Source organism: Pseudomonas poae, from assembly GCA_028869255.1.
Taxonomy (GTDB): Bacteria; Pseudomonadota; Gammaproteobacteria; order Pseudomonadales; family Pseudomonadaceae; genus Aquipseudomonas; species Aquipseudomonas poae_C.
On record CP110972.1, the window covers coordinates 652,015 to 677,643 of the forward strand.

General features: G+C 60.4%; 16 protein-coding genes, 1 other RNA gene and 4 pseudogenes. 12 read left to right on the forward strand and 9 right to left on the reverse strand.

The window, feature by feature from the left end; all coding sequences use genetic code 11:
- The first annotated feature begins 171 nt into the window (after positions 1 to 171).
- Complete coding sequence (locus LRS56_03105; protein WDU63556.1) at positions 172 to 516, forward strand: YggL family protein; 345 nt, start codon at positions 172 to 174, stop codon at positions 514 to 516.
- 36 nt (positions 517 to 552) lie between these two features.
- Here LRS56_03105 and LRS56_03110 read toward each other — a convergent pair whose 3' ends face one another.
- Positions 553 to 1,743, reverse strand: a complete 1,191-nt coding sequence (locus LRS56_03110) for a benzoate/H(+) symporter BenE family transporter (GenBank protein ID WDU63557.1) — start codon at positions 1,741 to 1,743, stop codon at positions 553 to 555.
- A 226-nt stretch (positions 1,744 to 1,969) separates the two neighbouring features.
- On the opposite strand from LRS56_03110, the gene LRS56_03115 reads away from it, so the two are divergent.
- Positions 1,970 to 2,734: a GntR family transcriptional regulator gene (locus tag LRS56_03115; protein WDU63558.1), complete on the forward strand. Its 765-nt coding sequence runs from the start codon at positions 1,970 to 1,972 to the stop codon at positions 2,732 to 2,734.
- A 139-nt stretch (positions 2,735 to 2,873) separates the two neighbouring features.
- On the opposite strand, the gene guaD is transcribed toward LRS56_03115, so the two are convergent.
- The 4 genes from guaD to xdhA all read right to left on the reverse strand — a co-directional run bounded on the left by guaD (position 2,874) and on the right by xdhA (position 8,991).
- Positions 2,874 to 4,178: a guanine deaminase gene (gene guaD / locus LRS56_03120; GenBank protein WDU63559.1), complete on the reverse strand. Its 1,305-nt coding sequence runs from the start codon at positions 4,176 to 4,178 to the stop codon at positions 2,874 to 2,876.
- Positions 4,179 to 4,185: 7 nt separating this feature from the next.
- Positions 4,186 to 5,028, reverse strand: coding sequence for a xanthine dehydrogenase accessory protein XdhC (gene xdhC / locus LRS56_03125; GenBank protein WDU63560.1), 843 nt, complete (start codon positions 5,026 to 5,028; stop codon positions 4,186 to 4,188).
- Between the two features lie 122 nt (positions 5,029 to 5,150).
- Entirely contained in the window at positions 5,151 to 7,550 is a 2,400-nt protein-coding gene (gene xdhB / locus LRS56_03130; GenBank protein ID WDU63561.1) for a xanthine dehydrogenase molybdopterin binding subunit, read from the reverse strand.
- Positions 7,543 to 8,991, reverse strand: coding sequence for a xanthine dehydrogenase small subunit (gene xdhA / locus LRS56_03135; protein ID WDU63562.1), 1,449 nt, complete (start codon positions 8,989 to 8,991; stop codon positions 7,543 to 7,545). The genes xdhB and xdhA overlap by 8 nt, the downstream gene beginning before the upstream one ends.
- 280 nt (positions 8,992 to 9,271) lie before the next feature.
- On the opposite strand from xdhA, the gene LRS56_03140 reads away from it, so the two are divergent.
- From LRS56_03140 to LRS56_03180, 9 genes and pseudogenes are all read left to right on the forward strand, one after another.
- Positions 9,272 to 9,931 (forward strand): GntR family transcriptional regulator, encoded by a 660-nt coding sequence (locus LRS56_03140; protein WDU63563.1) that lies wholly within the window; start codon positions 9,272 to 9,274, stop codon positions 9,929 to 9,931.
- 2 nt (positions 9,932 to 9,933) lie between these two features.
- Positions 9,934 to 13,421 (forward strand): annotated as a pseudogene (gene smc / locus LRS56_03145) (chromosome segregation protein SMC).
- Between the two features lie 259 nt (positions 13,422 to 13,680).
- Complete coding sequence (gene zipA / locus LRS56_03150) at positions 13,681 to 14,544, forward strand: cell division protein ZipA (protein ID WDU63564.1); 864 nt, start codon at positions 13,681 to 13,683, stop codon at positions 14,542 to 14,544.
- 87 nt (positions 14,545 to 14,631) lie between these two features.
- A pseudogene (gene ligA / locus LRS56_03155) lies at positions 14,632 to 16,977 on the forward strand (NAD-dependent DNA ligase LigA).
- A 117-nt stretch (positions 16,978 to 17,094) separates the two neighbouring features.
- Complete coding sequence (locus LRS56_03160) at positions 17,095 to 18,261, forward strand: putative zinc-binding metallopeptidase (protein ID WDU63565.1); 1,167 nt, start codon at positions 17,095 to 17,097, stop codon at positions 18,259 to 18,261.
- 159 nt (positions 18,262 to 18,420) lie between these two features.
- Positions 18,421 to 18,517: signal recognition particle sRNA small type (ffs, locus tag LRS56_03165), an RNA gene on the forward strand.
- Between the two features lie 200 nt (positions 18,518 to 18,717).
- Positions 18,718 to 19,639: pseudogene (locus LRS56_03170) on the forward strand (N-acetylmuramidase domain-containing protein).
- 187 nt (positions 19,640 to 19,826) lie between these two features.
- A pseudogene (locus tag LRS56_03175) lies at positions 19,827 to 20,874 on the forward strand (N-acetylmuramidase family protein).
- 1 nt (position 20,875) lies between these two features.
- A complete protein-coding gene (locus LRS56_03180; protein ID WDU63566.1) occupies positions 20,876 to 21,472 on the forward strand; it encodes a hypothetical protein in 597 nt (198 codons plus the stop codon).
- Between the two features lie 57 nt (positions 21,473 to 21,529).
- Here the strand turns inward: LRS56_03180 and LRS56_03185 are convergent, their stop codons facing one another.
- Both LRS56_03185 and LRS56_03190 read right to left on the reverse strand, forming a co-directional pair.
- Complete coding sequence (locus LRS56_03185; protein ID WDU63567.1) at positions 21,530 to 22,432, reverse strand: DUF2167 domain-containing protein; 903 nt, start codon at positions 22,430 to 22,432, stop codon at positions 21,530 to 21,532.
- A gap of 60 nt (positions 22,433 to 22,492) precedes the next feature.
- Complete coding sequence (locus tag LRS56_03190) at positions 22,493 to 23,356, reverse strand: LysR substrate-binding domain-containing protein (protein WDU63568.1); 864 nt, start codon at positions 23,354 to 23,356, stop codon at positions 22,493 to 22,495.
- A gap of 102 nt (positions 23,357 to 23,458) precedes the next feature.
- Between LRS56_03190 and LRS56_03195 the strand changes: the two genes are divergently transcribed.
- Entirely contained in the window at positions 23,459 to 24,418 is a 960-nt protein-coding gene (locus LRS56_03195) for a DMT family transporter (GenBank protein WDU63569.1), read from the forward strand.
- On the opposite strand, the gene LRS56_03200 is transcribed toward LRS56_03195, so the two are convergent.
- Together LRS56_03200 and LRS56_03205 are read right to left on the reverse strand one after the other, a co-directional pair.
- Positions 24,332 to 24,703 (reverse strand): VOC family protein, encoded by a 372-nt coding sequence (locus tag LRS56_03200; GenBank protein WDU63570.1) that lies wholly within the window; start codon positions 24,701 to 24,703, stop codon positions 24,332 to 24,334. The two genes, LRS56_03195 and LRS56_03200, sit on opposite strands and share 87 nt — an antisense overlap.
- A 53-nt stretch (positions 24,704 to 24,756) precedes the next feature.
- Entirely contained in the window at positions 24,757 to 25,524 is a 768-nt protein-coding gene (locus LRS56_03205; protein ID WDU63571.1) for a transporter substrate-binding domain-containing protein, read from the reverse strand.
- Positions 25,525 to 25,629 lie beyond the last annotated feature (105 nt).

Sequence of the window (25,629 nt, forward strand, 5' to 3'; positions counted from 1 at the left end):
TGGTCATGAAAGTGTCGGCATTATGCCCCAAGGTGGGTCCAGTTGTAGCTGAACGATAGCTGGTAATCGTGGTTTTTTTGCAGGCATTTGGCCGCCTGTCCTAGAGAGTCGGGCAATCGTCGCCTTAAACTGCTAAAGTGCCGCCCGTTATTACTTATGAGGATTGTTCCAATGGCGACTAACCGTTCCCAGCGTCTGCGCAAAAAACTGTGCGTTGATGAATTTCAAGAGCTGGGTTTCGAACTGAACCTGGACTTCAGCGAAGGCCTGAGTGAAGAAGCTATCGACGCTTTCCTCGAAGCATTCATCAAAGAAGCCATGGAAGCCAACGGTCTGGGCTATGTTGGCGGCGATGACTACGGTCTGGTTTGCCTGCAGAAGCGTGGCTCGGTCTCCGAAGAGCAACGCGCTGCTGTTGAAGCCTGGCTGAAAACCCGTTCCGAGCTGACCAAGGCTGAAGTCAGCCCGTTGCTGGACGTGTGGTATCCGGAAAAGCCGATCAACGCGGCTAAGTGATACTGAAAAAACGGCGACCTGAGGGTCGCCGTTTTTTTATGCCTTGCGCCAATTCAGAATCAGCAGCGTCAACACCCCCGCCACAATCCCCCAGAACGCCGACCCGATGGAAAACAACGTCAGCCCCGACGCTGTGATCATAAAGGTGACCAGCGCCGCTTCCCGCTCCTTCGGCTCATTCATGGCGATGCTCAAGCCATTGATGATCGAGCCAAACAACGCCAATGCCGCAATCGACAGCACCAGCTCCTTGGGCAGTGCCGCGAACAATGCCGCCAGCGTTGCGCCAAATACCCCGGCAATCCCGTAGAACACCCCACACCAGACCGCCGCCGTGTAGCGCTTGTTACGGTCTTCATGGGCATGGGGCCCGGTGCAGATCGCGGCACTGATCGCCGCCAGGTTGATGCCATGGGAGCCGAACGGCGCCAGCACCAGCGATGCCAGGCCGGTGGTGGTGATCAGCGGCGAGGCGGGCACGTTGTAGCCATCGGCACGCAGCACGGCGATGCCGGGCATGTTCTGAGAGGTCATCGCCACCACGAACAGCGGGATGCCGATGCTGATGGTCGCCGCCAATGAGAAGTGCGGTGTGGTCCAGACCGGCGGCGCCACTTCCAGGTGAAAGCCGCTGAAATCCAGCAAGCCCATCAGCCCCGACAGGGCGGTGCCGATCAGCAGCGCGGCCAATACCGCGTAGCGCGGCGACAGGCGCTTGATGATCAGGTAGGTGAAAAACATCCCCAGCACCAGGCCGGTACGGTGCTGCGCGGCAACGAAGATTTCGCTGCCGATCTTGAACAGAATCCCCGCCAGCAACGCCGCCGCGAGTGACGCCGGTATACGTTTGACGAGTTTTTCGAAGCTGCCGGTCAGCCCGCAGAGCGTCACCAGCACGGCGCAGGTGATGTAGGCGCCGATGGCCTCGCCATAGCTGACGCCGCCCAAGCTGGTGATCAGCAACGCCGCGCCGGGGGTCGACCAGGCGATGGTGATCGGCGTGCGGTAGCGCAGCGACAGGCCGATGCTGCACACCGCCATGCCGATGGAGATCGCCCAGATCCACGAAGAAATCTGCGCGGTGGTCAAGCCAGCGGCCTGGCCGGCCTGGAACATCAGCACCAGAGAGCTGGTGTACCCGGTCATCATGGCGATGAAGCCGGCGACGACGGCCGACGCAGAGGTGTCGGCCAGCGGGCGCAAAGGCGCTTGTGTGGCGTCGTTCATGGGGAGGTGTTCCTTTTACCTGGGTGTTTGCCGGTGAAGGCGCAGATTCAAGCCTAAACTTAAACGTAACTACTCATTGCAATACAGCCGACGCCGCAAACAGCCGTACAGTGTGTTGGCGCATTGGGTTGTGTACAATGTGCCCTGTTTTTAGGTGATACTTGCCAGCGACACGCGCTTGCCGTATTACCCTTAATTCGCCGCCGTTCTCCAAACCCGAGTGCCCATGAACGAACAGTTGCAACCTCTCAAGAAACAACCGCGAGCCGGCAAGGCTGGTCGCAGCGGAACCCAGGACGATATCGTCTATGCGCATATTTTCGAGGCGATCCTCGAGCAACGCCTGGCGCCCGGAACCAAATTGAGTGAAGAGGCACTGGGCGAAATCTTCGGCGTCAGCCGCACCATCATTCGCCGTGCGCTCTCGCGTCTGGCCCATGAAGGCGTGGTACTGCTGCGGCCCAATCGTGGCGCGGTGGTGGCGAGCCCAAGTGTCGAAGAGGCGCGCCAGGTATTTCTGGCGCGTCGGCTGGTAGAGCGGGCGATCACTGAGTTGGCGGTGCAGCACGCCACCGCCGAGCAATTGGCCGAGCTGCGCCAGATGGTCAACGATGAGCGCGACAGCTTCTCTCGCGGCGATCGCGGTGCCGGTATCCGCCTCTCCGGCGAGTTCCACCTCAAGCTGGCCGAGGCGGCAAAAAACGCCCCGCTGATCAGCTTCCAGCGCAGCCTGGTGTCGCAGACCTCGTTGATCATCGCCCAGTACGAAAGCGGTAACCGCTCGCACTGTTCCTACGATGAACACACCCAGTTGATCGATGCCATCGAGGCGCGGGACGCGGCGCTGGCGGTGAACCTGATGATGCACCACATGGATCACATCGACAGCAAGCTCAACCTCGATGAGGAAAGCGCGTCGGATGATTTGCATGCAGTGTTCTCGCATTTGTTGCAGACCAAGAAGCCTGGGCGTTCCTCAGTAAAACTGTAATTTCCCTGACTCACCAGGGCCAAGAAATGTGGGAGCGGGCTTGCTCGCGAATGCGGTAGATCAGTCAATGCATTTGGTGACTGACACTCCGTATTCGCGAGCAAGACCGCTCCCACATTTGTTTTGCGGTGTGTTTAGATCAGCGTTGGTGCACCAGCTGCCCCGCCGCATACGTCTGCAACACCGTTCGATCATCCCCCAGGGTCATCAACACAAACAACGTCTCGGCAATGTTATTGGCTTGCTTCAAGCGATAGCTCAGCAGCGGCGTAGCGTTGTAATCCAGCACCAGGAAGTCCGCATCCGAACCCGGTTGCAACGTGCCGATCTTGTCTTCCAACCGCAGCGCCCGCGCACCGCCCAGGGTGGCCAGGTACAGCGACTTGAACGGGCTCAACCGCGCACCCTGCAACTGCATGACCTTGTAGGCTTCGTTCAGGGTTTGCAGCAGCGAGAAGCTGGTACCGCCGCCCACATCCGTGCCCAGGCCCACATGCAGTTTGTGCTTCTCGGCCATTGGCAGGTTGAACAACCCGCTGCCGAGGAAAAAGTTCGAGGTCGGGCAGAACGCGACAGCCGAACCGGTTTCAGCGAGCCGTGCGCACTCGTCGTCACACAGGTGCACGCCATGGGCAAACACTGAGCGCTCGCCGAGCAATTTGTAGTGGTCGTACACATCCAGATAGCCGTTGCGCTCCGGGAACAGCGCCTTCACCCACTCCACTTCCTGCTTGTTCTCACTGATGTGCGTCTGCATGTACAGGTCGGGGTACTCGCCCAACAACTGACCGGCCAAGGCCAATTGCTCCGGGGTGCTGGTCGGGGCGAAACGCGGCGTGACGGCATAGTGCAGGCGGCCCTTGCCGTGCCAGCGTTCGATCAGCGCCTTGCTCTCCTGGTAGCCGGATTCGGCGGTGTCGGTCAGGTAGTCCGGCGCGTTGCGGTCCATCATCACTTTGCCGGCGATCATGCGCAGGTCGAGTTTTTCGGCCGCTTCGAAGAAGGCATTCACCGACTGCGGGTGCACACTGCCGAACACCAGCGCAGTGGTGGTGCCGTTGCGCAGCAACTCCTTGATGAAAATATCCGCGACTTCCTCGGCGTGAGCCTTGTCGGCGAACTGGCTTTCGCACGGGAAAGTGTAAGTGTTGAGCCAGTCCAGCAACTGCTCGCCATAGGCCCCGACCATACCGGTTTGCGGCAGGTGGATATGGGTGTCGATCAGGCCGGGGGTGATCAGCGCGTCCTGATAATGGGTCACTTCGATGTCGGCGGGCAGTGTCGGCAGCAGGTCGCCGGCATGGCCGACGGCACTGATCTGGCCGTTATCGATCACCAGCAGGCCGTCTTCGAAATACTCATAGGAGGCTTCGATCCCGACTTCAGCAGGGTCGGCGATGCTGTGCAAGATGGCGGCACGGTAGGCTTTGCGAGTCAAAGGCATGGTTATCTCAATTCGTGGCTTGGCTACGGCGTGACACCGGCAGCAGTTTGGCAATGGGTTCGGCACTCGCAGTGTGCTGGCCGAAATTGGCGTTATAGGTGGCGATGATTTCGCCGGCGATGGAGATGGCGATCTCCACCGGCAATTTGCCCTTCACCTCGGTGAGGCCCATGGGGCAGCGCATGCGTTGCAGCTGTGCGGTGTCGTAACCGCGATCACGCAGGCGGTGTTCGAATTTGACGCGCTTGGTTTTCGAGCCGATGAGGCCGAAGTAGGCAAAGTCATTGCGCTTGAGCAGCGCGGCGGTCAGTTCAAGATCCAGTGCGTGATTGTGGGTCATGACGATGCAGTAACTGCCCACCGGCAAGTCGGCAATTTCGTCGACCGGCTCTTCGCTGACGATTTTACGCACGCCCTGAGGGATATGTTCCGGAAACTCCTGGTCACGCGAATCGATCCAGCGCACCCGGCACGGCAGGCTGGCCAGCAACGGCACCAACGCACGCCCGACATGGCCTGCACCAAATACCGCAATCTGCGCCTGCACCTGACCCATGGGTTCGAACAGCAACACGGTCACGCCGCCGCAGCACTGGCCCAGGCTCGCGCCGAGGCTGAAGCGCTCCAGATGGGTGTTCTGCTGGCCGCGCACGAGCATGTCGCGGGCGATCTGCATCGCCTTGTATTCCAGGTGCCCGCCACCAATGGTGTCGAAGGTCTGCGCGGCGCTGATCACCATCTTCGAACCGGCATTGCGTGGCGTGGAGCCGAGCTCTTCGATGATGGTCACCAGCACGCAGGGTTCACCCTGGTTCTGCAGGTCGGCGAGGGCGCTGATCCAGTTGTTCATGTTTACCTCAACATTTCTGTTGTCAGTTCGACCGCTATCGCGGGCAAGCCCGCTCCCACATTTTGGATTGTGAACACCGTCAAATGTGGGAGCTGGCTTGCCTGCGATGGCAGCACCTCGGTCTAGAGCGAAGCCATCTCGGTGTCAGTCTCAACAGCCTTCGCCGCCTGCAACTGCCGCATCTGCTCACACCCCCACAACACCCGCTCCGGCGTCGCCGGTGCGTCGATCTTCGGCTGATGGCGATAGTCGCCCAAACTCGCCACGGCATCCTTGATCGCACACCACGAAGCAATGCCGAGCATGAACGGCGGCTCACCCACGGCTTTGGAATGGAACACCGTGTCTTCCGGGTTCTTGCGGTTTTCCACCAGCTTCACGCGCAGGTCCAGCGGCATGTCCGCCACCGCCGGGATCTTGTAGCTGGCCGGGCCGTTGGTCATCAGCTTGCCTTTGTTGTTCCACACCAGCTCCTCCATGGTCAGCCAGCCCATGCCCTGAATAAAGCCGCCTTCGACCTGGCCGATGTCGATGGCCGGGTTCAGCGAAGCGCCCACGTCGTGGAGGATGTCGGTGCGCAGCATCTTGTATTCGCCGGTCAGGGTGTCGACGATCACCTCGCAGCACGCCGCGCCGAACGCGTAGTAGTAGAACGGCCGGCCACGGGACTGGCTGCGGTCGTAGAAGATTTTCGGGGTCTTGTAGAAGCCGGTGCTCGACAGCGAGACCTGCGCAAAATACGCCTGCTGAATCAGCGCCTCGAAGGTCAGGATCTGGTCACGCACGCGCACATGGCCGTTGTGGAATTGCACATCCGCCTCGCTCACGTCGTATTTGCGTGCAGCAAATTCCACCAGGCGCTGCTTGATGGTTTCGGCGGCGTTCTGCGCGGCCTTGCCGTTCAGGTCGGCGCCGCTGGAGGCTGCGGTTGGCGAAGTGTTCGGCACCTTGTCGGTGTTGGTTGCGGTGATCTGCACGCGGTCGATTTCGACCTGGAACACTTCAGCCACCACTTGCGCGACCTTGGTGTTCAAGCCCTGGCCCATTTCGGTGCCGCCGTGGTTCAGGTGGATGCTGCCGTCGGTGTAGATGTGGATCAACGCACCGGCCTGATTCAGGAAGCTGGCGGTAAACGAAATACCGAATTTTACCGGGGTCAACGCCAGGCCTTTTTTCAGGATCGGGCTGTGGGCGTTGTACAGGCGGACCGCTTCGCGGCGCTCGGCGTATTGGCTGCTGGCCTCAAGCTCGGCAGTCATCTCTTCGAGCATGTTGTGCTCGACGGTCTGGTAGTAATGGGTGACGTTGCGCTCGGTCTTGCCGTAGTAATTGGCCTTGCGCACCGCCAGCGGATCGAGCGCCAGATGGCGGGCGATCGCGTCCATCACTTCCTCGATGGCGACCATGCCCTGCGGGCCACCGAAGCCGCGATAGGCGGTGTTGGACGCGGTGTTGGTCTTGCAGCGATGGCCGTTGACCGTGGCGTCGCCCAGGTAATACGAGTTATCGGCGTGGAACATTGCACGGTCGACAATCGAGTTCGACAGATCCGGCGAGCAACCACAGTTGCCTGCCAGTTCCAGGTTGATCCCGTGCAGGCGGCCGTTGTCGTCAAAGCCCACGTCGTATTCGATGTAGAAGGGGTGGCGCTTGCCGGTCATCAGCATGTCTTCGACCCGTGGCAGGCGCATTTTGGTCGGCTGGCCGGTCAGGCGCGCCACCACCGCGCACAGGCATGCGGGGCTGGCGGCCTGGGTTTCCTTACCGCCGAAACCACCGCCCATGCGGCGCATATCCACGACGATTTTGTTCATCGACACGTCCAGCACCTCGGCCACCAGCTTCTGCACTTCGGTGGGGTTTTGCGTGGAGCAGTAGACGATCATGCCGCCGTCTTCGGTGGGCATCACCGAGGAAATCTGGGTTTCCAGGTAGAAGTGTTCCTGGCCGCCGATATGCAGCGTGCCCTGGAGACGGTTTTTCGCCGTGGCCAGCGCGCCGGCCGAGTCACCGCGTTGGTGGGTGTGGCTGTCCAGCACGAAGTGTTTTTTGCGAAACGCCTCGACCACATCCAGCACCGGTTCCAGGTCTTCGTATTCGATCACCGCAGCCATGGCGGCCTTGCGTGCGGTTTCCAGGTCGCGGGCGGCCACGGCCAACACCACCTGGCCGACGAACTGCACGGTGTCGATGGCCAGCAACGGGTCGCCGGGCATCAGCGGGCCGATGTCTTTCAGCCCCGGCACGTCTTTGTGGGTGATGACGATGCGCACGCCGTCGAAGGCGTAGCAGGGCGCCGTGTCGATGCTGATGATACGGGCGTGGGCGCGGTCGGACATGCGCGCATACAGGTGCAACTGGTTGGGGAATTCCAGGCGGTCATCGATGTACTGCGCCTCGCCGCTGACGTGCTTGGCGGCGCTGTCATGCTTGACGCTGCGCCCGACCCCGGATGTCAGGTCCTGGGCAAACAGCTCGGCGAGTTCGGCCTGGGTTTTAACGACGGCGTGATGGTTAGACATAAGCGGTCACCCGAGTCTCGATGTGCGGCGTTTGCAGTTCGATAAAGTATTTGCGCAGCAGGTTCTGGGCGCTGAGCAGGCGGTATTCCTTGCTGGCGCGGAAGTCCGAGAGCGGGGTGAAGTCCTCGGCCAGTGCGGCGCAGGCTTTCTCCACGGTGGCTGAGTTCCAAGTGGCGCCGACCAATACGGCTTCGCAGCTTTTTGCGCGTTTGGGCGTGGCGGCCATGCCACCGAACGCCACGCGGGCTTCGCTGATTACACCGTTGTCGATCTTCAGGTTGAAGGCCGCGCACACCGCGGAAATATCATCGTCCAGGCGCTTGGATACCTTGTAGGCACGGAACAGCGTGTGGCCCTTGGGAACGATGATCTTCTCGATAAACTCGCTGTCCTGACGGGCGGTGACGCGGTAGTCGATAAAGTAATCTTCCAGCGCCAGCGTGCGGCGCGTGTTGCCTTTGCACAGCACAATCTGCGCGCCCAGGGCGATCAGCAGCGGCGGCGAATCGCCAATCGGCGAGGCGTTGCCGATATTGCCGCCCAGGGTGCCCTGGTTGCGGATTTGCAGGGAGGCGAAGCGGTGTAGCAGCTCGCCGAAGTCCGGGTATTCGTGGTGCAGCGCGCTATAGCAGTCGGAGAGGGCGGTGGCGGCGCCGATTTCCAGGCGGTCGTCGAAGCTTTCGATGCGCTTCATTTCTTCGATATTGCCGACGTAGATCATCACCGGGAGCACACGGTGGAACTGCGTGACTTCCAGCGCCAGGTCGGTGCCGCCGGCCAGCAGGCGTGCTTGCGGGTAGGCGTCGTAGAGGTCGGCCAGGTCGGCGACGGTCAGCGGCACCAGGCAGCGTTTGTCGCCGCTGTTGAGCTCACCGGTTTGGGTCGGGGCGATGGCTTTGAGGCGAGCGATGGTCTGGGCCTCACGGCTGTCGAACTGATCCGAAGGTTTGTTGCAGCAAGCTTGTTCGGCGGCGGCCAGAATCGGGCGGTAGCCGGTGCAGCGGCACAGGTTGCCGGCCAGGGCTTCATGGGCTTTTTGGCTGTCGGGGGCGTCGCTGTTCTTTTGCAGGGCAAACAGCGACATCACAAAGCCTGGGGTGCAAAAGCCGCATTGCGAGCCGTGGCACTCGACCATGGCTTTTTGCACGCTGTGCAGTTGGCTCTGGTGCTTGAGGTCTTCGACGCTGATCAGTTGTTTGCCGTGCAGGGACGAGACAAAGGTCAGGCACGAATTGAGGCTGCGATAGCGAATCTGCTCCGCGCCGTGCTCGTCGGTGTGCAACTCGCCGACCACTACGGTGCACGCGCCACAGTCGCCGCTGGCGCAGCCTTCCTTGGTACCGGATTTGCCCAGGTGCTCACGCAAATAGTTGAGCACGGTCAGGTTGGGGTCCAGGGCGTGCTCGCTACGGAGTTCCTGGTTAAGTAAAAACTGGATCACGGAAGGCCTCGCAGACTCATTATTGTTGTTAACCGCTTTGCGCCGAATCTAGTCATGTCTGACTTTTCGGTCAATGATTTTTTGACCTGAAGGTCAAGAAATTGCAATCGCAACACTTTCAATTATGGTTCAGTCTTCTGAAACCGGCGTTTTTCGGGGCTGTTGGCTTTTCAGGACTGCTTATTTCATGCCAAATTCGCCACGGTGGGCGTAGCGCCATCAGCGGGCCAATGCGCTACACTGCCGCGCTTGTATCGATAGAAGATTTTGAAGGGAAAACATGACGTTCAAGGCGCCGGACAGTCTCGCCGAGCAAATCGCTCACCACCTCGCCGAACGTATCATTCGCGGCGATCTCAAGCCTGGGGAGCGGATCCAGGAACAGAAAGTCACGCTGGCACTGAATGTCAGCCGTGGTTCCGTGCGTGAAGCCTTATTGATCCTCGAGCGCCGCCACCTGATCGCGATCCTGCCGCGCCGTGGCGCGCACGTCACCGAACTCACCGCGCACAAGGTGCAGAGCCTGTGCACCTTGATGAGCGAGTTGTACATCCTGCTGGGCAATGCCGTTGCCCAAGGCTGGCAGACCCAGGCTGACATGGCGCCCTTTGTGCAGATTCAACAGCGGCTGGTTTCCAATTTCGAGCGCCAGGACATCCGCGCCTTCGTTGAAGAGTGCTTCAATGTGATGCGTGCCGCTTACCCTTTCGCCAACAACCCCTATCTGCAGGAAACCGTTGAAAACCTGCAGCCGGCGATGAACCGTGCCTATTACCTGGCGCTGGATCAACGCAAAGCGTCCATGAGTGAGTACCTGGCGCTGTTCGAGCAACTGCTCGCCGCCGTGCTGGCCCGGGACCTGCCGCAGATTCGCCAGGTACTGTCGGCTTACTGCCAGCGCAGTTCCTCGCTGGTGATCGCTGCGTTGGCGGACGCCTAAACGTGCGGCTCAAGTGCATCAAACTGGCGGGGTTCAAATCCTTCGTCGACCCGACCACGGTAAACTTCCCCAGTAATATGGCGGCGGTGGTCGGGCCCAATGGTTGCGGCAAGTCGAACATCATCGACGCCGTACGCTGGGTGATGGGCGAGAGCTCGGCAAAAAACCTGCGTGGCGAGTCGATGACCGACGTCATCTTCAACGGCTCCACCAGCCGCAAGCCGGTGAGCCAGGCCAGCATCGAACTGGTGTTCGACAACTCCGACGGCACCTTGATCGGCGAGTACGCGGCCTACGCGGAAATCTCCATTCGCCGCAAAGTGACCCGCGACAGCCAGAACAGCTACTTCCTCAACGGCACCAAGTGCCGCCGCCGGGACATCACCGATATCTTCCTCGGCACCGGCCTGGGCCCACGCAGCTATTCGATCATCGAACAAGGGATGATCTCCAAGCTGATCGAGGCCAAGCCGGAAGACTTGCGCAACTTTATTGAAGAAGCGGCGGGCATCTCCAAGTACAAGGAGCGCCGTCGCGAGACCGAAAACCGCATCCGCCGCACCCACGAAAACCTGGCGCGCCTGACCGACCTGCGTGAAGAGCTGGAGCGTCAACTTGAACGCCTGCACCGCCAGGCCCAGGCCGCCGAAAAGTATCAGGAATACAAGGGCGAGGAGCGCCAGCTCAAGGCGCAGCTGTCGGCCCTGCGCTGGCAGGCGCTGAATGATCAGGTGGGCCAGCGCGAAGCGATCATCGGCACCCAGGAAATCAGCTTTGAGGCCCTGGTGGCCGAGCAGCGCAACGCTGACGCCAGCATCGAACGCTTGCGCGACGGTCACCATGACCTGTCCGAGCGCTTCAACTTGGTGCAAGGGCGCTTCTATTCGGTGGGGGGTGATATCGCCCGGGTCGAGCAGAGCATCCAGCACGGCCAGCAGCGCCTGCGCCAGTTGCAGGATGATCTGAAAGAAGCCGAGCGTGCGCGCCTGGAAACCGAATCGCACCTGGGCCACGACCGCACCTTGCTGCTGACCCTCGGCGAAGAGCTGGACATGCTCACCCCTGAGCAGGAAATCACCAGCGCCGCCGCGGAAGAGGCCGCCGCCGCCCTGGAAGAATCCGAAACCACCATGCACGGCTGGCAGGAGCAGTGGGACGCTTTCAACCTGCAATCCGCCGAGCCGCGCCGCCAGGCCGAGGTGCAGCAATCGCGCATCCAGCAGCTGGAAACCAGCATGGAACGCCTGGCCGAGCGCCAGCGTCGTCTGCAGGAAGAGCGCGTATTGCTCGCCGCCGACCCGGAAGACGCAGCGATCATGGAGCTGAGCGAGCAACTGGCCGAAAGCGAAATGACCCTGGAAGAGCTGGAGGCCAGCGAAGAGCAGCAAGTGGAGCGCCTGGAGCAATTGCGCCAGCAGCTGCAACAGGCGACCCAGGCCCAGCAGCAGGCCCAGGGCGATTTGCAGCGGCTGAACGGGCGCTTGGCGTCTCTTGAAGCCTTGCAGCAAGCCGCGCTGGACCCCGGCACCGGCACTGCCGAATGGCTGCGCGACCAGCACTTGGCCGAACGCCCGCGTCTGGCCGAAGGCTTGAAAGTGCAGACCGGCTGGGAACTGGCCGTGGAAACCGTGCTCGGCGCCGACCTGCAAGCCGTGCTGGTGGACGATTTTGGCGGCTTCGACCTGGCCGGTTTTGCCCAGGGCGATCTGCGGTTGCTCAGCCCGGCCGCTGACGGCATACGGGTGCCGGGCAGTTTGCTGGATAAAGTCGAGGCGGCGATTGACCTGTCGCCGTGGTTGGGCCAGGTCAAACCGGTCGAATCGCTTGAGCAGGCCCTGGCCCAACGCGGTCAACTGGCGGCCGGCGAAAGCCTGATCAGCCGTGACGGCTACTGGGTCGGCCGGCACTTCCTGCGGGTGTGCCGCGCGAGTGAAGCGCAAAGCGGTGTTCTGGCCCGTGGCCAGGAAATCGTCAACCTGATCGCCGAGCGTGAAGAGCGCGAAGCCACCCTCGAAAGCCTCGAAACCGAACTGCAAACCCTGCGCGCCACCCAGCGCCAGCAAGAGACCGGCCGCGAACACCTGCGCCGCCTGTTGCAGGACGAAGCGCGCCAGCAAGGCGAACTGAAAGCCCAGCTCTCCGCGAGCAAAGCCAAGGCCGAGCAACTGACCCTGCGCCGCACCCGCCTCGACGATGAAGTGGCGGAGATGGGCGAACAGCGCGCCCTTGAACATGAACAGATCGGCGAAGCGCGCCTGCAGTTGCAGGAAGCCCTCGACAGCATGGCGCTGGACACCGAACAGCGTGAACTGCTGCTGGCCCAGCGTGACAGCCTGCGCGAACGCCTCGACCGCGTGCGCCAGGAGGCGCGGCAGCACAAGGACCACGCCCACCAATTGGCGGTGCGCCTGGGTTCGCTCAAGGCCCAGCACGCGTCCACGGCCCAGGCCCTTGAGCGCCTGGAGATGCAGTCCGAACGCCTGACCGAAAAGCGCGAGCAACTGAGCCTCAACCTGGAGGAGGGCGAAGCGCCGCTGGAAGAGCTGCGCCTCAAGCTCGAAGAGTTGCTCGACAAGCGCATGACTGTCGACGAAGAACTCAAGACCGCACAAATCGCCTGGAAGACGCCGACCGCGAATTGCGCGATGCGGAAAAACGCCGGACCCAGGCCGAGCAGCAATCCCAGTTGATCCGTGGCCAGCTCGAACAGCAGCGCATGGAATGGCAAGCCCTGACCGTGCGCCGCAAGACCTTGCAGGACCAGTTGCTGGAAGACGGCTACGACCTGCACGGCGTACTCAATACGCTGACCGCCCAGGCCAACGAGAAAGACGCCGAAGAAGAACTTGAGCGGATTGCTGCGCGTATCCAGAGGCTCGGCGCGATTAACCTCGCGGCCATTGACGAGTACCAGCAGCAGTCCGAGCGTAAACGTTATCTGGATGCCCAGAACGCCGACCTGGTGGAAGCCCTGGACACCCTCGAAAACGTGATCCGCAAGATCGACAAGGAAACCCGTAATCGCTTCAAAGATACCTTTGATCAGATTAATGGCGGTTTACAGGCGTTATTCCCGAAAGTTTTCGGTGGTGGCAGCGCTTACTTGGAACTGACGGGCGAAGATCTACTCGATACAGGGGTAACGATCATGGCGCGGCCTCCGGGCAAGAAGAACAGCACCATCCATTTGTTGTCCGGCGGCGAGAAAGCCCTGACCGCATTGGCCCTGGTATTTGCGATCTTCAAGCTGAACCCGGCGCCGTTCTGCATGCTCGATGAAGTTGACGCCCCGCTGGATGACGCTAACGTTGGACGCTACGCTCGGTTGGTCAAAGAGATGTCCCAGACCGTGCAGTTCATCTATATCACCCACAACAAGATCGCCATGGAAATGGCCGATCAACTGATGGGTGTCACGATGCACGAACCGGGTTGTTCGCGATTGGTGGCGGTGGATGTCGAAGAGGCGATGGCGATGGTGGAGTCCTGAGCCATGCCGGCAGAGAATTTTTTCAGCACGCCGTAAGGGGGTTTACCGGTCTGGCGAAAGTGGCAAATGGACATATTTGTTCAAGGCATTTTGACAGACGGTGTAAAGTTATCTTTGGTCGTGCTAGTTTAATGTCAATTTTTCGTGTGCGTGGGCAAAACGTCAGTCAGAACATAGAGTTGGCGCCACGTTTTAAAGCGGTTTGCACGGTGCTAAACCCCTTATTTTTCAGCATTTTTTATTAGAGGCACGGGATTACATGGAAATCGGTCTGCGCGAGTGGCTGATCGTCATCGGCATTATTGTCATTGCCGGTATTCTTTTTGATGGCTGGCGCCGCATGCGCGGTGGCAAGGGCAAGCTCAAATTCCGCCTGGACCGCAACCTGTCCAACTTGCCCGATGATGACGGCAGCGCCGAGCTGCTGGGGCCGCCCCGTGTGCTCGATACCCATAAAGAGCCGCAGCTGGACGAGCACGACTTGCCGTCGATGAGCGCACCCTTGCGTGAAGCCCGCGAGCCGTCCTCCAAGCGTGGCAAGCGCGCCAGCGCGGCCGTAGCCGAACCGCATCAGGGCGACCTCAACCTCGACGTGGATGACGGCCCGAGCTTCAGCAGCCGCGACGATGATTTCCCGGACGAAAACGCCGGCAAGAACGCACCGCGCCAATCGGTCAACGATCAGCCGGCTGCCGAAGAAGTTTTGGTGATCAGTGTGATCTGCCGCGACAGCGCCGGCTTCAAAGGCCCGGCGCTGTTGCAGAACATCCTGGAAAGCGGCCTGCGTTTTGGCGAGATGGATATTTTCCACCGTCACGAAAGCATGGCCGGTAATGGCGAAGTGCTGTTCTCCATGGCCAACGCAGTCAAGCCGGGCACCTTCGACCTGGACGATATCGACCTGTTCAGCACCCCGGCAGTGAGCTTCTTCCTCGGCCTGCCAGGCCCGCGTCACCCGAAACAGGCGTTCGACGTGATGGTGGCGGCAGCCCGCAAGCTGTCCCAGGAACTCAACGGCGAGCTCAAGGACGATCAACGCAGCGTCCTGACCGCCCAGACCATCGAGCACTACCGCCAGCGCATCGTCGAGTTCGAGCGTCGTGCCTTGACACAGAAACGCTGAGGATTAGCCTCAGGCGTTGTCATTAGAATTAAGCGCACCATCATTTGAGCAGCTTCGGCTGCTCTTTTGCTTTATGAGAGAACACCCATGACCGCCGCCCCTACCCGCATCCTCGAACTGCGCGCTGAACTGGATCAGCACAACTACCGTTACCACGTCCTCGACGAGCCGAGCATTCCGGACGCCGAGTACGACCGGTTGTTCCACGAGCTCAAGGCCCTGGAGGCCGAGCATCCGGAGCTGGTGACGCGTGATTCACCGACACAGCGGGCTGGCAGTGCAGTGTTATCGGCTTTTACTAAGGTGAAGCACGATATACCTATGCTGAGTCTAGGTAATGCGTTCGATGAAGCAACAATGTTGGAATTTGATCGCCGTGTGATTGAGGGGCTCGACTTGCCGCTTGGCGATGGCGCGGCGGTGGAATACAGCTGTGAGCCAAAACTCGATGGCTTGGCGGTCAGTCTGAAGTATCGGAACGGCGAGTTCGTGCGCGGCGCCACCCGTGGTGATGGGACCACTGGTGAAGATATTAGTATCAATATGCGCACTGTTCGCAATATCCCCTTGAAGCTACATGGCACGGGCTGGCCGGAGGATCTTGAAGTGCGCGGCGAAGTTTTCATGTCCAAGGCTGGTTTCGAGAGGCTCAACGCCTCGCAGCTAGAAGTGGGCGGCAAGACTTTTGCAAATCCTCGTAATGCTGCGGCTGGAAGCGTGCGCCAACTGGATTCGAGGATAACCGCTAGTCGCCCGCTTGAGTTTTGTTGTTACGGTGCGACTACCGATATAAGTGAAACGCAGGTTGGCAACCTGAAGCGTTTGCAAATGTGGGGGATGCCCATTAGTGGTGATTTGAAGTTGGCTAAGGGTATTCAGGAATGCTTGGCTTACTGTCGTTATATCGGTGAGCGTCGTAACGACTTGCCTTATGAAATTGATGGCGTTGTCTTCAAGGTCAATAGCGTTGCCTCTCAGCGGGAGCTGGGCTTCCGCGCTCGAGAGCCGCGTTGGGCAATTGCTTACAAGTTCCCTGCGTTGGAAGAGCTGACGGAGCTGCTAGACGTGGAGTTCCAAGTCGGCCGCACCGGGGCAGTCACCCCTGTTGCACGTCTGAAACCCGTAAAGGTAGCTGGCGTTACGGTCTCCAACGCTACTCTGCATAATATGGATGAAGTGGCGCGCCTGGGTTTGATGATCGGCGATACGGTTATCATCCGCCGTGCCGGTGATGTCATTCCGCAGGTGGTATCCGTAGTCTCCGAGCGCCGTCCGGCAAACGCCCGTATCGTAACAATTCCTGAAAGCTGTCCGGTGTGCGGTTCCCATGTCGAGCGCACACAATTGGTCAAGCGCAGCAAGGGTAAGGAAACAACCAGTGAAGGCGCGGTGTACCGTTGCGTTGGGCGCCTGGCCTGTGGCGCGCAACTCAAGCAGGCGATTATTCATTTTGTCTCGCGTAGAGCCATGAATATTGATGGCCTGGGCGACAAGACCATCGAGCAACTGGTGGATGAAAAACTCATCGGTTCGCCGGCCGACCTCTACAAGCTCAAATACGAGCAGATCATCGACCTGGAAGGCTTTGCCGACATTTCCAGCAAAAAGCTGATCAGCGCTATCGAAAACAGCAAGACCCCGACCCTGGCGCGCTTTATTTACGCCCTGGGCATTCCCGACGTGGGCGAGGAGACCGCCAAGGTGCTGGCGCGCTCCCTGGCCTCTCTGGAGCGGGTGCAGCAGGCGCTGCCGGAAGTGCTGACGTATTTGCCGGACGTGGGCCTGGAAGTGGCGCATGAGATCCATAGCTTCTTTGAAGACAGCCACAACCAAGAGGTGATTGGCGCGCTGCTGTCGCCGGACCAATGCGGCCTGCAGTTGCAGGACTAGGGCGACCTGAGTGCCGAGTTTGCGGCCAGCACCACCTTCGGTGGTTTTCTCGACAAACTGCATATTCCTTCCGTTGGGCCGGGCGCTGCGCAAAAGTTGGCCGACAAATTCGAGTCTCTTGAAAAGTTGATCGAGGCTCCTTGGTTCGATATCCGCCAGGTCCTGCCCGAGAAACAAACCAAGACCGTTCGCGAGTTTTTCGACATCAAGGAAAACGCCGACCATGCCCTGGCCATCGAGCAACAGCTCAAGGACTTCGGCATGCACTGGCAGAGCGAGAAAAAGGTGGTCGAAGGCTTGCCCGAAGCGGGGCATACCTGGGTACTCACCGGCTCCCTGGAGCTGATGAGCCGCGACGTGGCCAAGGACAAGCTCGAAAGCCTCGGCGCCAAGGTGGCCGGTTCCGTCTCGGCGAAGACCCATTGCGTGGTGGCGGGGCCGGGCGCCGGGTCGAAGCTGGCCAAGGCCAGTGAGCTGGGCCTGAAGGTCCTGGACGAAGCGGCTTTCGTCGAATTCCTGGCCAAGCACAGCATCAGCGTCTAACGCCGCCCTTGTGGCGAGCGGGCTTGCCCGCGTCGGGTGGCGAAGCCGCCCCTCAACGAAGTGGAACGATCTCTAGCGCCAGATGATCTAGTCTCAGTCACCCAGGGAGAGATCGCCATGTTCCGCTACTTCGAGCAACTCAGTTCGCGCATCGCTGCACCGTTCACGGCGGGTTCATCCCGTAACAGCAAGTTGTGGCAATGCCGTTGTGGGCAATCCCTGTTCTTTCGTAACAGTCAGTGCCTGGCCTGCCAGGCACTGCTGGGTTATCAGCCGCAACAGAGCCGGTTGTCGTCCCTGCAACCCGGGCCTGTCGCGGGCACCTGGCTGCAGGACGATAACCTCGACGCCGGCGCCTTCCGCCGCTGCGCCAACCTCGACACCCCGGCCGCCTGCAACTGGCTGATTCCCGCCCACAGCACCGCGCCATTGTGCGTGGCGTGCAGCCTGAACCGCACCATCCCCGACCTGTCGATCGCGGAAAACCCCGAGCGCTGGCGCAAAGTCGAAACCGCCAAGCGTCGGCTGGTGGCGCAACTGATCAGCCTGGGCCTGCAAGTGGTGCCTAAAAGCGTCGACGAAGACAGCGGCCTGGCCTTTGATTTCGTCGGCATCGACCTGGAAGGCAATGCGCCCACCACCGGCCACGCCAACGGCCTGATCACCCTGGACATCAAGGAAGCCGACGACGAACACCGCGAGAAAGTCCGCGTGCAGATGCGCGAACCGTACCGCACTCTGCTCGGCCATTTTCGCCATGAGGTCGGCCACTACTATTGGGATCGCTTGATCGCCAACAGCCACTGGCTTGAGCCTTTTCGCCAGCTGTTCGGCGACGAACGCGCCAGTTACGCCGACGCACTCGACCATCACTACCAGAACGGCCCACGCCCCGACTGGCAGCAAACCTGCGTCAGCGCCTACGCCACCATGCACCCCTGGGAGGATTGGGCCGAAACCTGGGCGCATTACCTGCACATGATGGACGCCGTCGACACCGCCCTGGGCTTCGGCATGAGTGCCCGCGAGATGGACCTGGATTACCAGCCGTTCCCCCTCACCACCCTCTACGACCCCGAACACCCGGGCGGCACGGCGTTCCTGTCGTTCGTCAACGCCTGGATCGAGCTGGCCGGCATGCTCAACGAGCTGTCGCGCAGCATGGGCCAGCCGGATTTCTACCCCTTCGTGCTGCCGCCAGCGGTGATCGCCAAGCTGCACTTCATCCACCTGGTGATCCAGGAAGAGGGCGGCAGGGCGGACGAGGTGGTACAGGCGCAATAAGTGGCGCTGTGGGGGAGCCAAGTGTGCTGCAGGTCCTGGGGTGGCGGGCAAGTACTTGAAGCATCAGATATTTTTAATCCGGAACCAACGGTTGTAACTTCCGATGAGATCGGTACAATGGCCCCGCTTGCCGAGAGGCAAGCGTCGTTATGGTGACCCCATCGGTCCCCCCGCAACGATTACCCGTGAACCTGGTCAGAGCCGGAAGGCAGCAGCCACAGCGGGAACATTGTGTGCCGGGGTGTGGCTGGTGGGGTTGCCTCCATAACGCCCTTCCTTGAAGTACCCTCCTGTTTCAAATCAAAACGCCTGTTCACTCCTCTGCCGATGTCAATTGCGCAGTCGATGACGGCTGGACAACGTCAAGCCGCCTGCTAGCGTCAATCATGCAAACGAACCCAGTGCTGGAGTAGTGAAGAGGTGATAGCACTCAATTCCTGAACAAGGATGATTGCCATGACCAGTCTTTCTTCTATCAAGGCTTCAGTCGGTACGCTTGGCAAGGCCGTCAATGACCCCGCCGACGTTCGCTACATTCAACATCTGTTTAATCTGATCGCACCCACTACCGCTGCGCGCCTGTTTGGAAGACGGCAAGGCCGGGCCCTTGTTGGTCGAGCGCATCAGCAATTATCAAGTGACTCGCCTCAAAGTCGCCAAACCCGATGGAGTGATCGATCCTGCCGGGCGCACGTTCAACAGCCTGCTTGAGGATGCGCGCAAGGCTGATCCGCCGCCTGCATCGGACCAACTGCAGTTGGTAACCAAGGCCACAGTTGATGGCAGCGTGACCTTGACCGACGCTGACTTTCAGAATGCCGCGACTCAGTTGGGCAATGGAATTGCAGTGAATATCATCAAGGCATTCGCCATCGTGGAGTCTGGTGGGCGTTCCGGGTTCGGGCCGACGATGATGCCGGTGGTCGCGTATGAGGGGCATATCTTCCGCAAGTACACCCAGCGAAAGTACGACAAGGCCTACCCTTTGCTGTCGTACCCGTATCTTGAAAAGGCCGGCCCGCAATGGCGCGCCAACAACAAGGACCAGGCCACGGCATGGAAGACGATGCTCGCTGCGTTCAACCTGGCGCCCGAGGCTGCGTTGATGTCCGCGTCCTACGGCATGTTTCAAATCATGGGCTTCAACTTCGCGGCCTGCGGGTACAGGAACGTGTTTGATTTTGTCACTGCGATCAAGCTCAACGCCGGTCAGCAATTGAAGGCATTCGTGGGGTTTTGCAGCAAGAACCCGGCCCTGATCAAGGCCATGAAAACCAAGGATTACGTGGGCATGGCCCGTCACTACAACGGCCAGGACTTCGGCGACTACGACAAACGCATCCGGCGAACCTACGAATCCCTGGAGAAGAAAAAATAGCCGCAGCGCAACCCTTGCAGTTTTATTGCGCAGCGCATTGATAGCTGTTTCACAGCTATCAATGCGCTCACTGGACAACCTAAAACCAACTTGTTAGCTTGCGCTCGCTACTTGTTTCAGAATGTGACAAGAGTACAGAGTTGATATTGAAGTGCTATCACTTCTTTAACTAACAGGGATGTCTGTGATGAAAAGCCTGCAAGGGTTACCCCGTCTTATCAGTGCCTCGGTAGGTGCGCCCGGTAAAGCCCGGAATTTGCCTGCCGATGTTCAGTGCATCCAGTATCTATTCAATTTGATCATTCCCAAGATGGGGTTCCCGCTGGCCGAAAACGGCAAGTGTGATGGCCAGTTGGTGCAGTGCATCAGCCAGTACCAGTTTCGTCATCTTAAATATGCACACCCGGACGGCGTGATTGACCCTACCGGCCGCACCTTCAACAGCCTGATCGAAGAGGCGGTGAAAGTGCCGGTGAAGGCGTTTGCGACGATGCGCATTCCCAGCTTCTTGAATGTGTTCGGCAATAACCAGGGCGATACGGTGCAGGCCACGGTCAATGTGTACCTGGACCGCATGCGCGCAATGGTCGAGGCCGAGCGGCGTAACCGGCAACTGATGTTGCAGTCCACCTGCGACGGCGGCATGACCCTGACCGATACCGACTTCCAGAACGCCGCGACGCAGTTGGGCAACGGTATTTCAGTGAATCTCATCAAGGCGTTTGCCACGGTCGAATCCGGTGGGCGCTCCGGTTTCGGGCCGGCCAAATTACCGGTGATCGCATTTGAAGGGCACTGGTTTCGCAAATACACCAAGAGTATTTACGACCAGGCCCACCCGCTGCTGTCTTACCCCTATGTGAAAAAAGCCGGGCCACAATGGCAGGTCAACAACAAGGACCAGACCAAGGCCTGGGAAACCATGGCCACGGCCTTTGCGCTGGACCATGGAAGCGGCGTTGAAATCGGCGTCCTGGGGCATGTTTCAGATGATGGGTTTCAATTTTGCATCTTGCGGTTACAAGTCGGTGTTTGAATTTACCGCCGCACTCAAGATTAATGCCGGTCATCAACTAAAGGCCTTCGTCAGTTTTTGCAGCCAGAGCCCGTCGTTAATCAAGGCGATGAAGGAAAAAGACTATGTCGCCATGGCGCGTAACTATAACGGCAAGGATTACGGCGACTATGACCGCCGTATAAAAAATGCCTACGAAGCACTTGAAGGGAAAAAATAAGATGATCCGGTTTCTTGCGGTTGGTGTGTTGTCGATGTGTTGCGCAGTGCCTGCGTTTGCCAGTTCCGCCGCGCTGCATTCGGGCAAGTACGAAGGGCTGATGCTGGCGGTGACCCCTGAGCATGAAGTCGAAGGTTTCTACGCCGAAGAACTGGGCGAGGGCGTAACCCGCAGCTGTGCGTTCTACCTGCGAGGCAAGCCCGAAGCGCTCACTACCTGGCTCGACGAAGCCTACCCGGGCAGCCTTGCGCCTTCGTCCGACGGCGTGACCCTGACCGTGGAGCAAGGCCGCCAGCATCCGGGCTGCATGAGCGTGCTGATGCCGGAAATTGCCACCGGCCTGGACCTGACCCAGACCGCCAGCAGCAACTGGATCGGCTTGGTGACCGTGTCGGCCGACAAGGCTTATCTGCTGAAAACCCCTGGCGACAAGGCCACCAAGCGCCCGTATATCGTCAAGGATGATGTGGTCGGTGTGCTGGCCTTCAAGGAGGGCTGGGCTCAGGTTGAGTTCACCAACGCCAAGGACCGGACGTTCACCGGTTGGATCAGCCAGGATCAGTACAGCCGCTTGGCTGCGCCCGCTGCGCAAAACTGAGCTATAAAAAAACGCCGCTGTGTGCCCGTCACACAGCGGCGTTTTTGTGCGCGGTGCTTAGTCTTTGTTGCGATTGAACAGCTTGCGGATCACCGCGAACAGCGCCACCACGCCGACGACTAGGAACTTCTTCGCAGCCAGCAGGAAAATGCCGATCTTGGCGAACAACCCGGCCTTGGCGGCAATCCCGCCCGCAACCAGGGCCGCCAGGCCGTAAGAGGCCAGCTTGTCGGTCTTGGGGTTGAAGTCGGTGTACAGGTTGCCGTCGGTGAAGTTGGTGAACGCCAGGACCTTGGGCATTTCCTGTTTGACGGTCGCCAGGTCGGCCATGCCGGCCACGGCGTTGAGTTCCAGGACGCCTTCGCGGCCCAGCACGCGGATGCTGTAGTTAAGGGTGGTCTGGTCGGCGTCGTCGGCTTTCAGCTCGCGCGCCCAGTACATCTTGTGGGTGCTGTCGTCGTAGCGCGGCGGCTCGGCCCAGCCCAGCAGGTGCAGGCCGGCGTAGCCTTGCTTCTTGCGTTCCTGGTTCTGTGCTTCGTCTTCTTCCTGCATTTGCTTGAGCAGTTCGGCGTAGTCGATTTTCGCCGCATCCTCGTCAGAAATATGCCCGTCGTCCTTGTAGCTGACGATCACGCCCCAGCCGCGCTCCGACAACGGGCTGACGGCTTTGGGCACGATCATGCCCAGGGTCTTGAAGCCCGGCGGGTTGCCCCAGCCATCGGTCAGCAGGCGCTCGGTGTCGGCGGGGTCGAGGTAGTAGAACTCGTCATTGAGCTTGAGGCTCGCAATGCCACTGGGCAGGGTGACCGTGCCGGTCTTTTGCTTGAGCGACGCGAGAAAGTGTTCGGCGGTTTCGGCCGGTGCGCTGGCTTCAACAGGCGCGGGCGTGGACGCGGCAAAGGCGGGTGCGACAGGCAGGCTCAGAGCGGCTGCCGCCAGTAACAGGCGGAAGTAATTCATGGTAGTCCCTTACATTTTGAATTAATTTCGCGGGAGGATATATGAAATAACTGTTTTGGGTTAGCCGAACGTCTCGCGCAGCAACCCGGCAAACGCATCCCGCGCCAGGTGGCGCTGGGTGTCCTTGTGCCAGAACAGCAGGTTATCCACGGCCTGCAACTCGTCGAATCGATACGAGGCCAGTTGATTGGCCTGCTCATAGCGGGCCAGGATGCCTTCCGGTGCCAGCGCCACGCCGATCCCCGCGCTGACACAACCGATGATCGTGCCCCAACTGGCATAGCTGGCGATGCTCGGCTTGAAGTCATGGGGCTTGACCCAGTTCTCCAGTGCGGCGCGATACGGGCAGCCGGGCGGCCACACCAGCAAGGTGCGGCCAGCCAAATCCTCGGCGCTGTTGATCGGCGCGCTGGACGCGCTGGCGATCAGCACCAGGCGCTCGCTGTAGACCACGCTGTGTGCAAGCTTTGCGCGTTTGTTGCCGGAGGCCACCAACGCCACATCCAGGCGATGGTGCTGCAAATCATCGAGTAACTGGCCCCAGGCGCCGGTCACCAGTTCCAGGTTCACCTCCGGGTAGCGCCGATGGTATTCCGCCAGCAGCGGTGGCAAGCGGCCGCTGGCGCTGGATTCCACCGCACCGATACGCAGGGTGCCACGCGGGATGGCGGTGGCGTCGACGGCGCGTTTGGACTCCTCCACCAGTGCCAGGATGCGCTCACAGTAATCGAGGAAGACTTCACCAGCCGCACTGATCGCCAGCCCACGCCCGGCGCGGATAAACAGCGGGGTGCCCAACTCGCTCTCCAACTGCTTGATGCGCGTGGTGATGTTGGACGCTACGCAGTGCAATTGCAGGGCGGCCTGGGCCACGCTGCCGGTTTGCGCCACGGCTCGTACCATTTTCAGTTGGGCCAGTTCCATTGCTCAGTTCCAGTGATTTCAGATGTCAGAAACGGTTAATTGTCCTGCGCCTTGCCGAGGCCAAGACTGACGGCATTCCCTCTCTGTTTGCGGACGCCATTGATGAATCCCCCTTCACCCGTAAAGCTAACGCTAGTTGTCGCCAGCGTCATCCTCTGTTGGGCGTATTCGCCGATTGGCGTGCACCTGGGGCTGCACAGCTATAGCCCCGGCCAGTTGGCGTTGCTGCGGTTTTTGATCGCCTCGGTGTTTATGGGCGCGGTGGCACTGGTGCTGGGCATCGGTCGGCCGCGCCTGCGGGATCTGCCGTGGTTGCTGGTGCTGGGGTTTTTCGGGGTGTTCCTGCATCACACCAGCCTCAATTACGGGCAGCAATGGGTGACGGCGGCCGCGTCCAGCGTGCTGGCACAGTCGGCGCCACTGTGCAGCGTGCTGATTGCGTTTTTCTGCTTGAAGGAGGGGGTCAGCGCCTGGCGCTGGGGCTGCGTGCTGCTGGGGCTGCTCGGCGTGCTGGTGGTGATCTGGGGGGATCAGGGCGTGGCGGATATCAACCCGCGTGGCTTGCTGATCCTGCTGGCGGCGCTGTCCTGGAGCGTGTACTTCGCCCTGCAGAAGCACTATGCCCACCGCTACAGCCCACTGACCATGGCGTGCTACATGGTGTGGGCGGGCACGCTGATGCTCGCCGTGAACCTGCCGGGCCTGCCAGCCGCCGTGGTGCAGGCGCCGTTGGCGGAAAACCTGGCGGTGCTAGTGCTCGGGGTTTTCCCCAGCGCACTGGCGTACCTGGCCTGGGGTTATGTGTTGAAACATGTCGAGGTCAGCCGCGCCTCGGTGGCGATGTACCTGATCCCGCCGGTGGCCATGCTGATGGCCGCGACGCTGCTGGGCGAGCACATTGCCGTGCAGGTGGTGCTCGGCGGTGTGATCGTGCTGGCCAGCGTGGCGGCCATCAGCCTGGAAGGGCGCTGGCGGTCAGTCGCTCAGGCAAAACGCCCGCAAGCGGTGGCCGTCCAGGTCCTGGGCGACGAAGGTGTAGCCGAAATCCAGCGCGGTCGGTGATTGAATGATCGTCGCGCCACGCTCAACCCACTGCGCGTGCAAGGCATCCACGGCGGCCTGGTTGGGCAGCGAGAAGCCCAGTTCACCGCCGCCACCGGTGAACTGGGCGGCCGGTTCCACGGTATGCCGCGACCACAGCCCCAGCTTCACGCCGTTGTCGAGGATGAACAGCGCAAACGTCGGGTTCAGCTCCACCGGCGGCTTGCCCAGCAGGCGGCTATAGAAGTTGGCACTGGTGGCCGGGCTATCGACGTACAGCAGGAAGTAATGGGCGAGGGTGTTCATGCAGGCTCCTTGAGGACGGACGTTAAGTGAGCCCAGTCTATAAGGCCGTCCTGTCAGTTCTTGTCAGGAGTGTGCAGGGGCTCCGGGTGTTCGCCGGTGTACAACCGGATGATTGCATCGATCTCGCCTGACATCTGCATCCGCAGCAGGGTGCGCAGGATCCGCTGCACCGGCACGTTCGGGTCATTGCGCACGGTGCAGCCGACGCGCTGCTCGTCGATCACGGCGATTTTGTGCAATTTTTTGCCGGTGGGCATGTGCTGGTTGAAGCGGTCGAGTATCCATTCGTTGCTCACCGCATACTTGAAACGCCCGGCCACCAGCTTGTGCAGCACCTGTTCTTCGCTGCGGGCGTCGTCGCGGGTCAGTTGACCGGCGGCAAACAGCGGGTCGAGCGTGGCGTAGCGATAATTGAGCACCGTACCGATCGATTGGGGCGGCAGTTTGCTCACCTGTACCGGCTGCACGGGAGCCTGGGTGCTGACCAACAGGTTGCGCTGCACCATCAGGGGGATGCTCCAGGTGTAATCCCCGGACATATTGTCGAACCAGGCCTGGGTGACATAACAGCGCACGTCGATATCGCCGTGCTGCATGGCCGCCGAGATACGCGCCCGCGCCAGCACATGGAACTGCGCCGGGCGGCCGACCTGGGTGGCCAGGCTCAACATCAAGTCATACAAAATACCCTGGGTGGGCCGGCCGTCCTCCAACTGCACCATGGGCATCGCCCAGCTGTCGGAAACCGAGAAACACAGCGGCGCGGGTGCCGCCAGGCTGGCCGTGGTGATCATCCATAAAGCGCCCAGGACTACGCGCATACACTCTCCGGGTTCAGGCCTTTTCGGGGCCAATCAGCAGAGCTTAGTCAGATTAGACGAGCGTGCCGGATGCAATTTCCCCCTTGCTCCGCTAGCATTACCGGC

Excerpts from the sequence above, each read along its gene's own strand:
- LRS56_03105 (WDU63556.1), top strand. The coding sequence starts at position 172 with ATGGCGACTAACCGTTCCCAGCGTCTGCGCAAAAAACTGTGCGTTGAT.
- LRS56_03110 (WDU63557.1), bottom strand. The coding sequence starts at position 1,743 with ATGAACGACGCCACACAAGCGCCTTTGCGCCCGCTGGCCGACACCTCT.
- LRS56_03115 (WDU63558.1), top strand. The coding sequence starts at position 1,970 with ATGAACGAACAGTTGCAACCTCTCAAGAAACAACCGCGAGCCGGCAAG.
- guaD (WDU63559.1), bottom strand. The coding sequence starts at position 4,178 with ATGCCTTTGACTCGCAAAGCCTACCGTGCCGCCATCTTGCACAGCATC.
- xdhC (WDU63560.1), bottom strand. The coding sequence starts at position 5,028 with ATGAACAACTGGATCAGCGCCCTCGCCGACCTGCAGAACCAGGGTGAA.
- xdhB (WDU63561.1), bottom strand. The coding sequence starts at position 7,550 with ATGTCTAACCATCACGCCGTCGTTAAAACCCAGGCCGAACTCGCCGAG.
- LRS56_03140 (WDU63563.1), top strand. The coding sequence starts at position 9,272 with ATGACGTTCAAGGCGCCGGACAGTCTCGCCGAGCAAATCGCTCACCAC.
- zipA (WDU63564.1), top strand. The coding sequence starts at position 13,681 with ATGGAAATCGGTCTGCGCGAGTGGCTGATCGTCATCGGCATTATTGTC.
- LRS56_03160 (WDU63565.1), top strand. The coding sequence starts at position 17,095 with ATGTTCCGCTACTTCGAGCAACTCAGTTCGCGCATCGCTGCACCGTTC.
- LRS56_03180 (WDU63566.1), top strand. The coding sequence starts at position 20,876 with ATGATCCGGTTTCTTGCGGTTGGTGTGTTGTCGATGTGTTGCGCAGTG.
- LRS56_03185 (WDU63567.1), bottom strand. The coding sequence starts at position 22,432 with ATGAATTACTTCCGCCTGTTACTGGCGGCAGCCGCTCTGAGCCTGCCT.
- LRS56_03190 (WDU63568.1), bottom strand. The coding sequence starts at position 23,356 with ATGGAACTGGCCCAACTGAAAATGGTACGAGCCGTGGCGCAAACCGGC.
- LRS56_03195 (WDU63569.1), top strand. The coding sequence starts at position 23,459 with ATGAATCCCCCTTCACCCGTAAAGCTAACGCTAGTTGTCGCCAGCGTC.
- LRS56_03200 (WDU63570.1), bottom strand. The coding sequence starts at position 24,703 with ATGAACACCCTCGCCCATTACTTCCTGCTGTACGTCGATAGCCCGGCC.
- LRS56_03205 (WDU63571.1), bottom strand. The coding sequence starts at position 25,524 with ATGCGCGTAGTCCTGGGCGCTTTATGGATGATCACCACGGCCAGCCTG.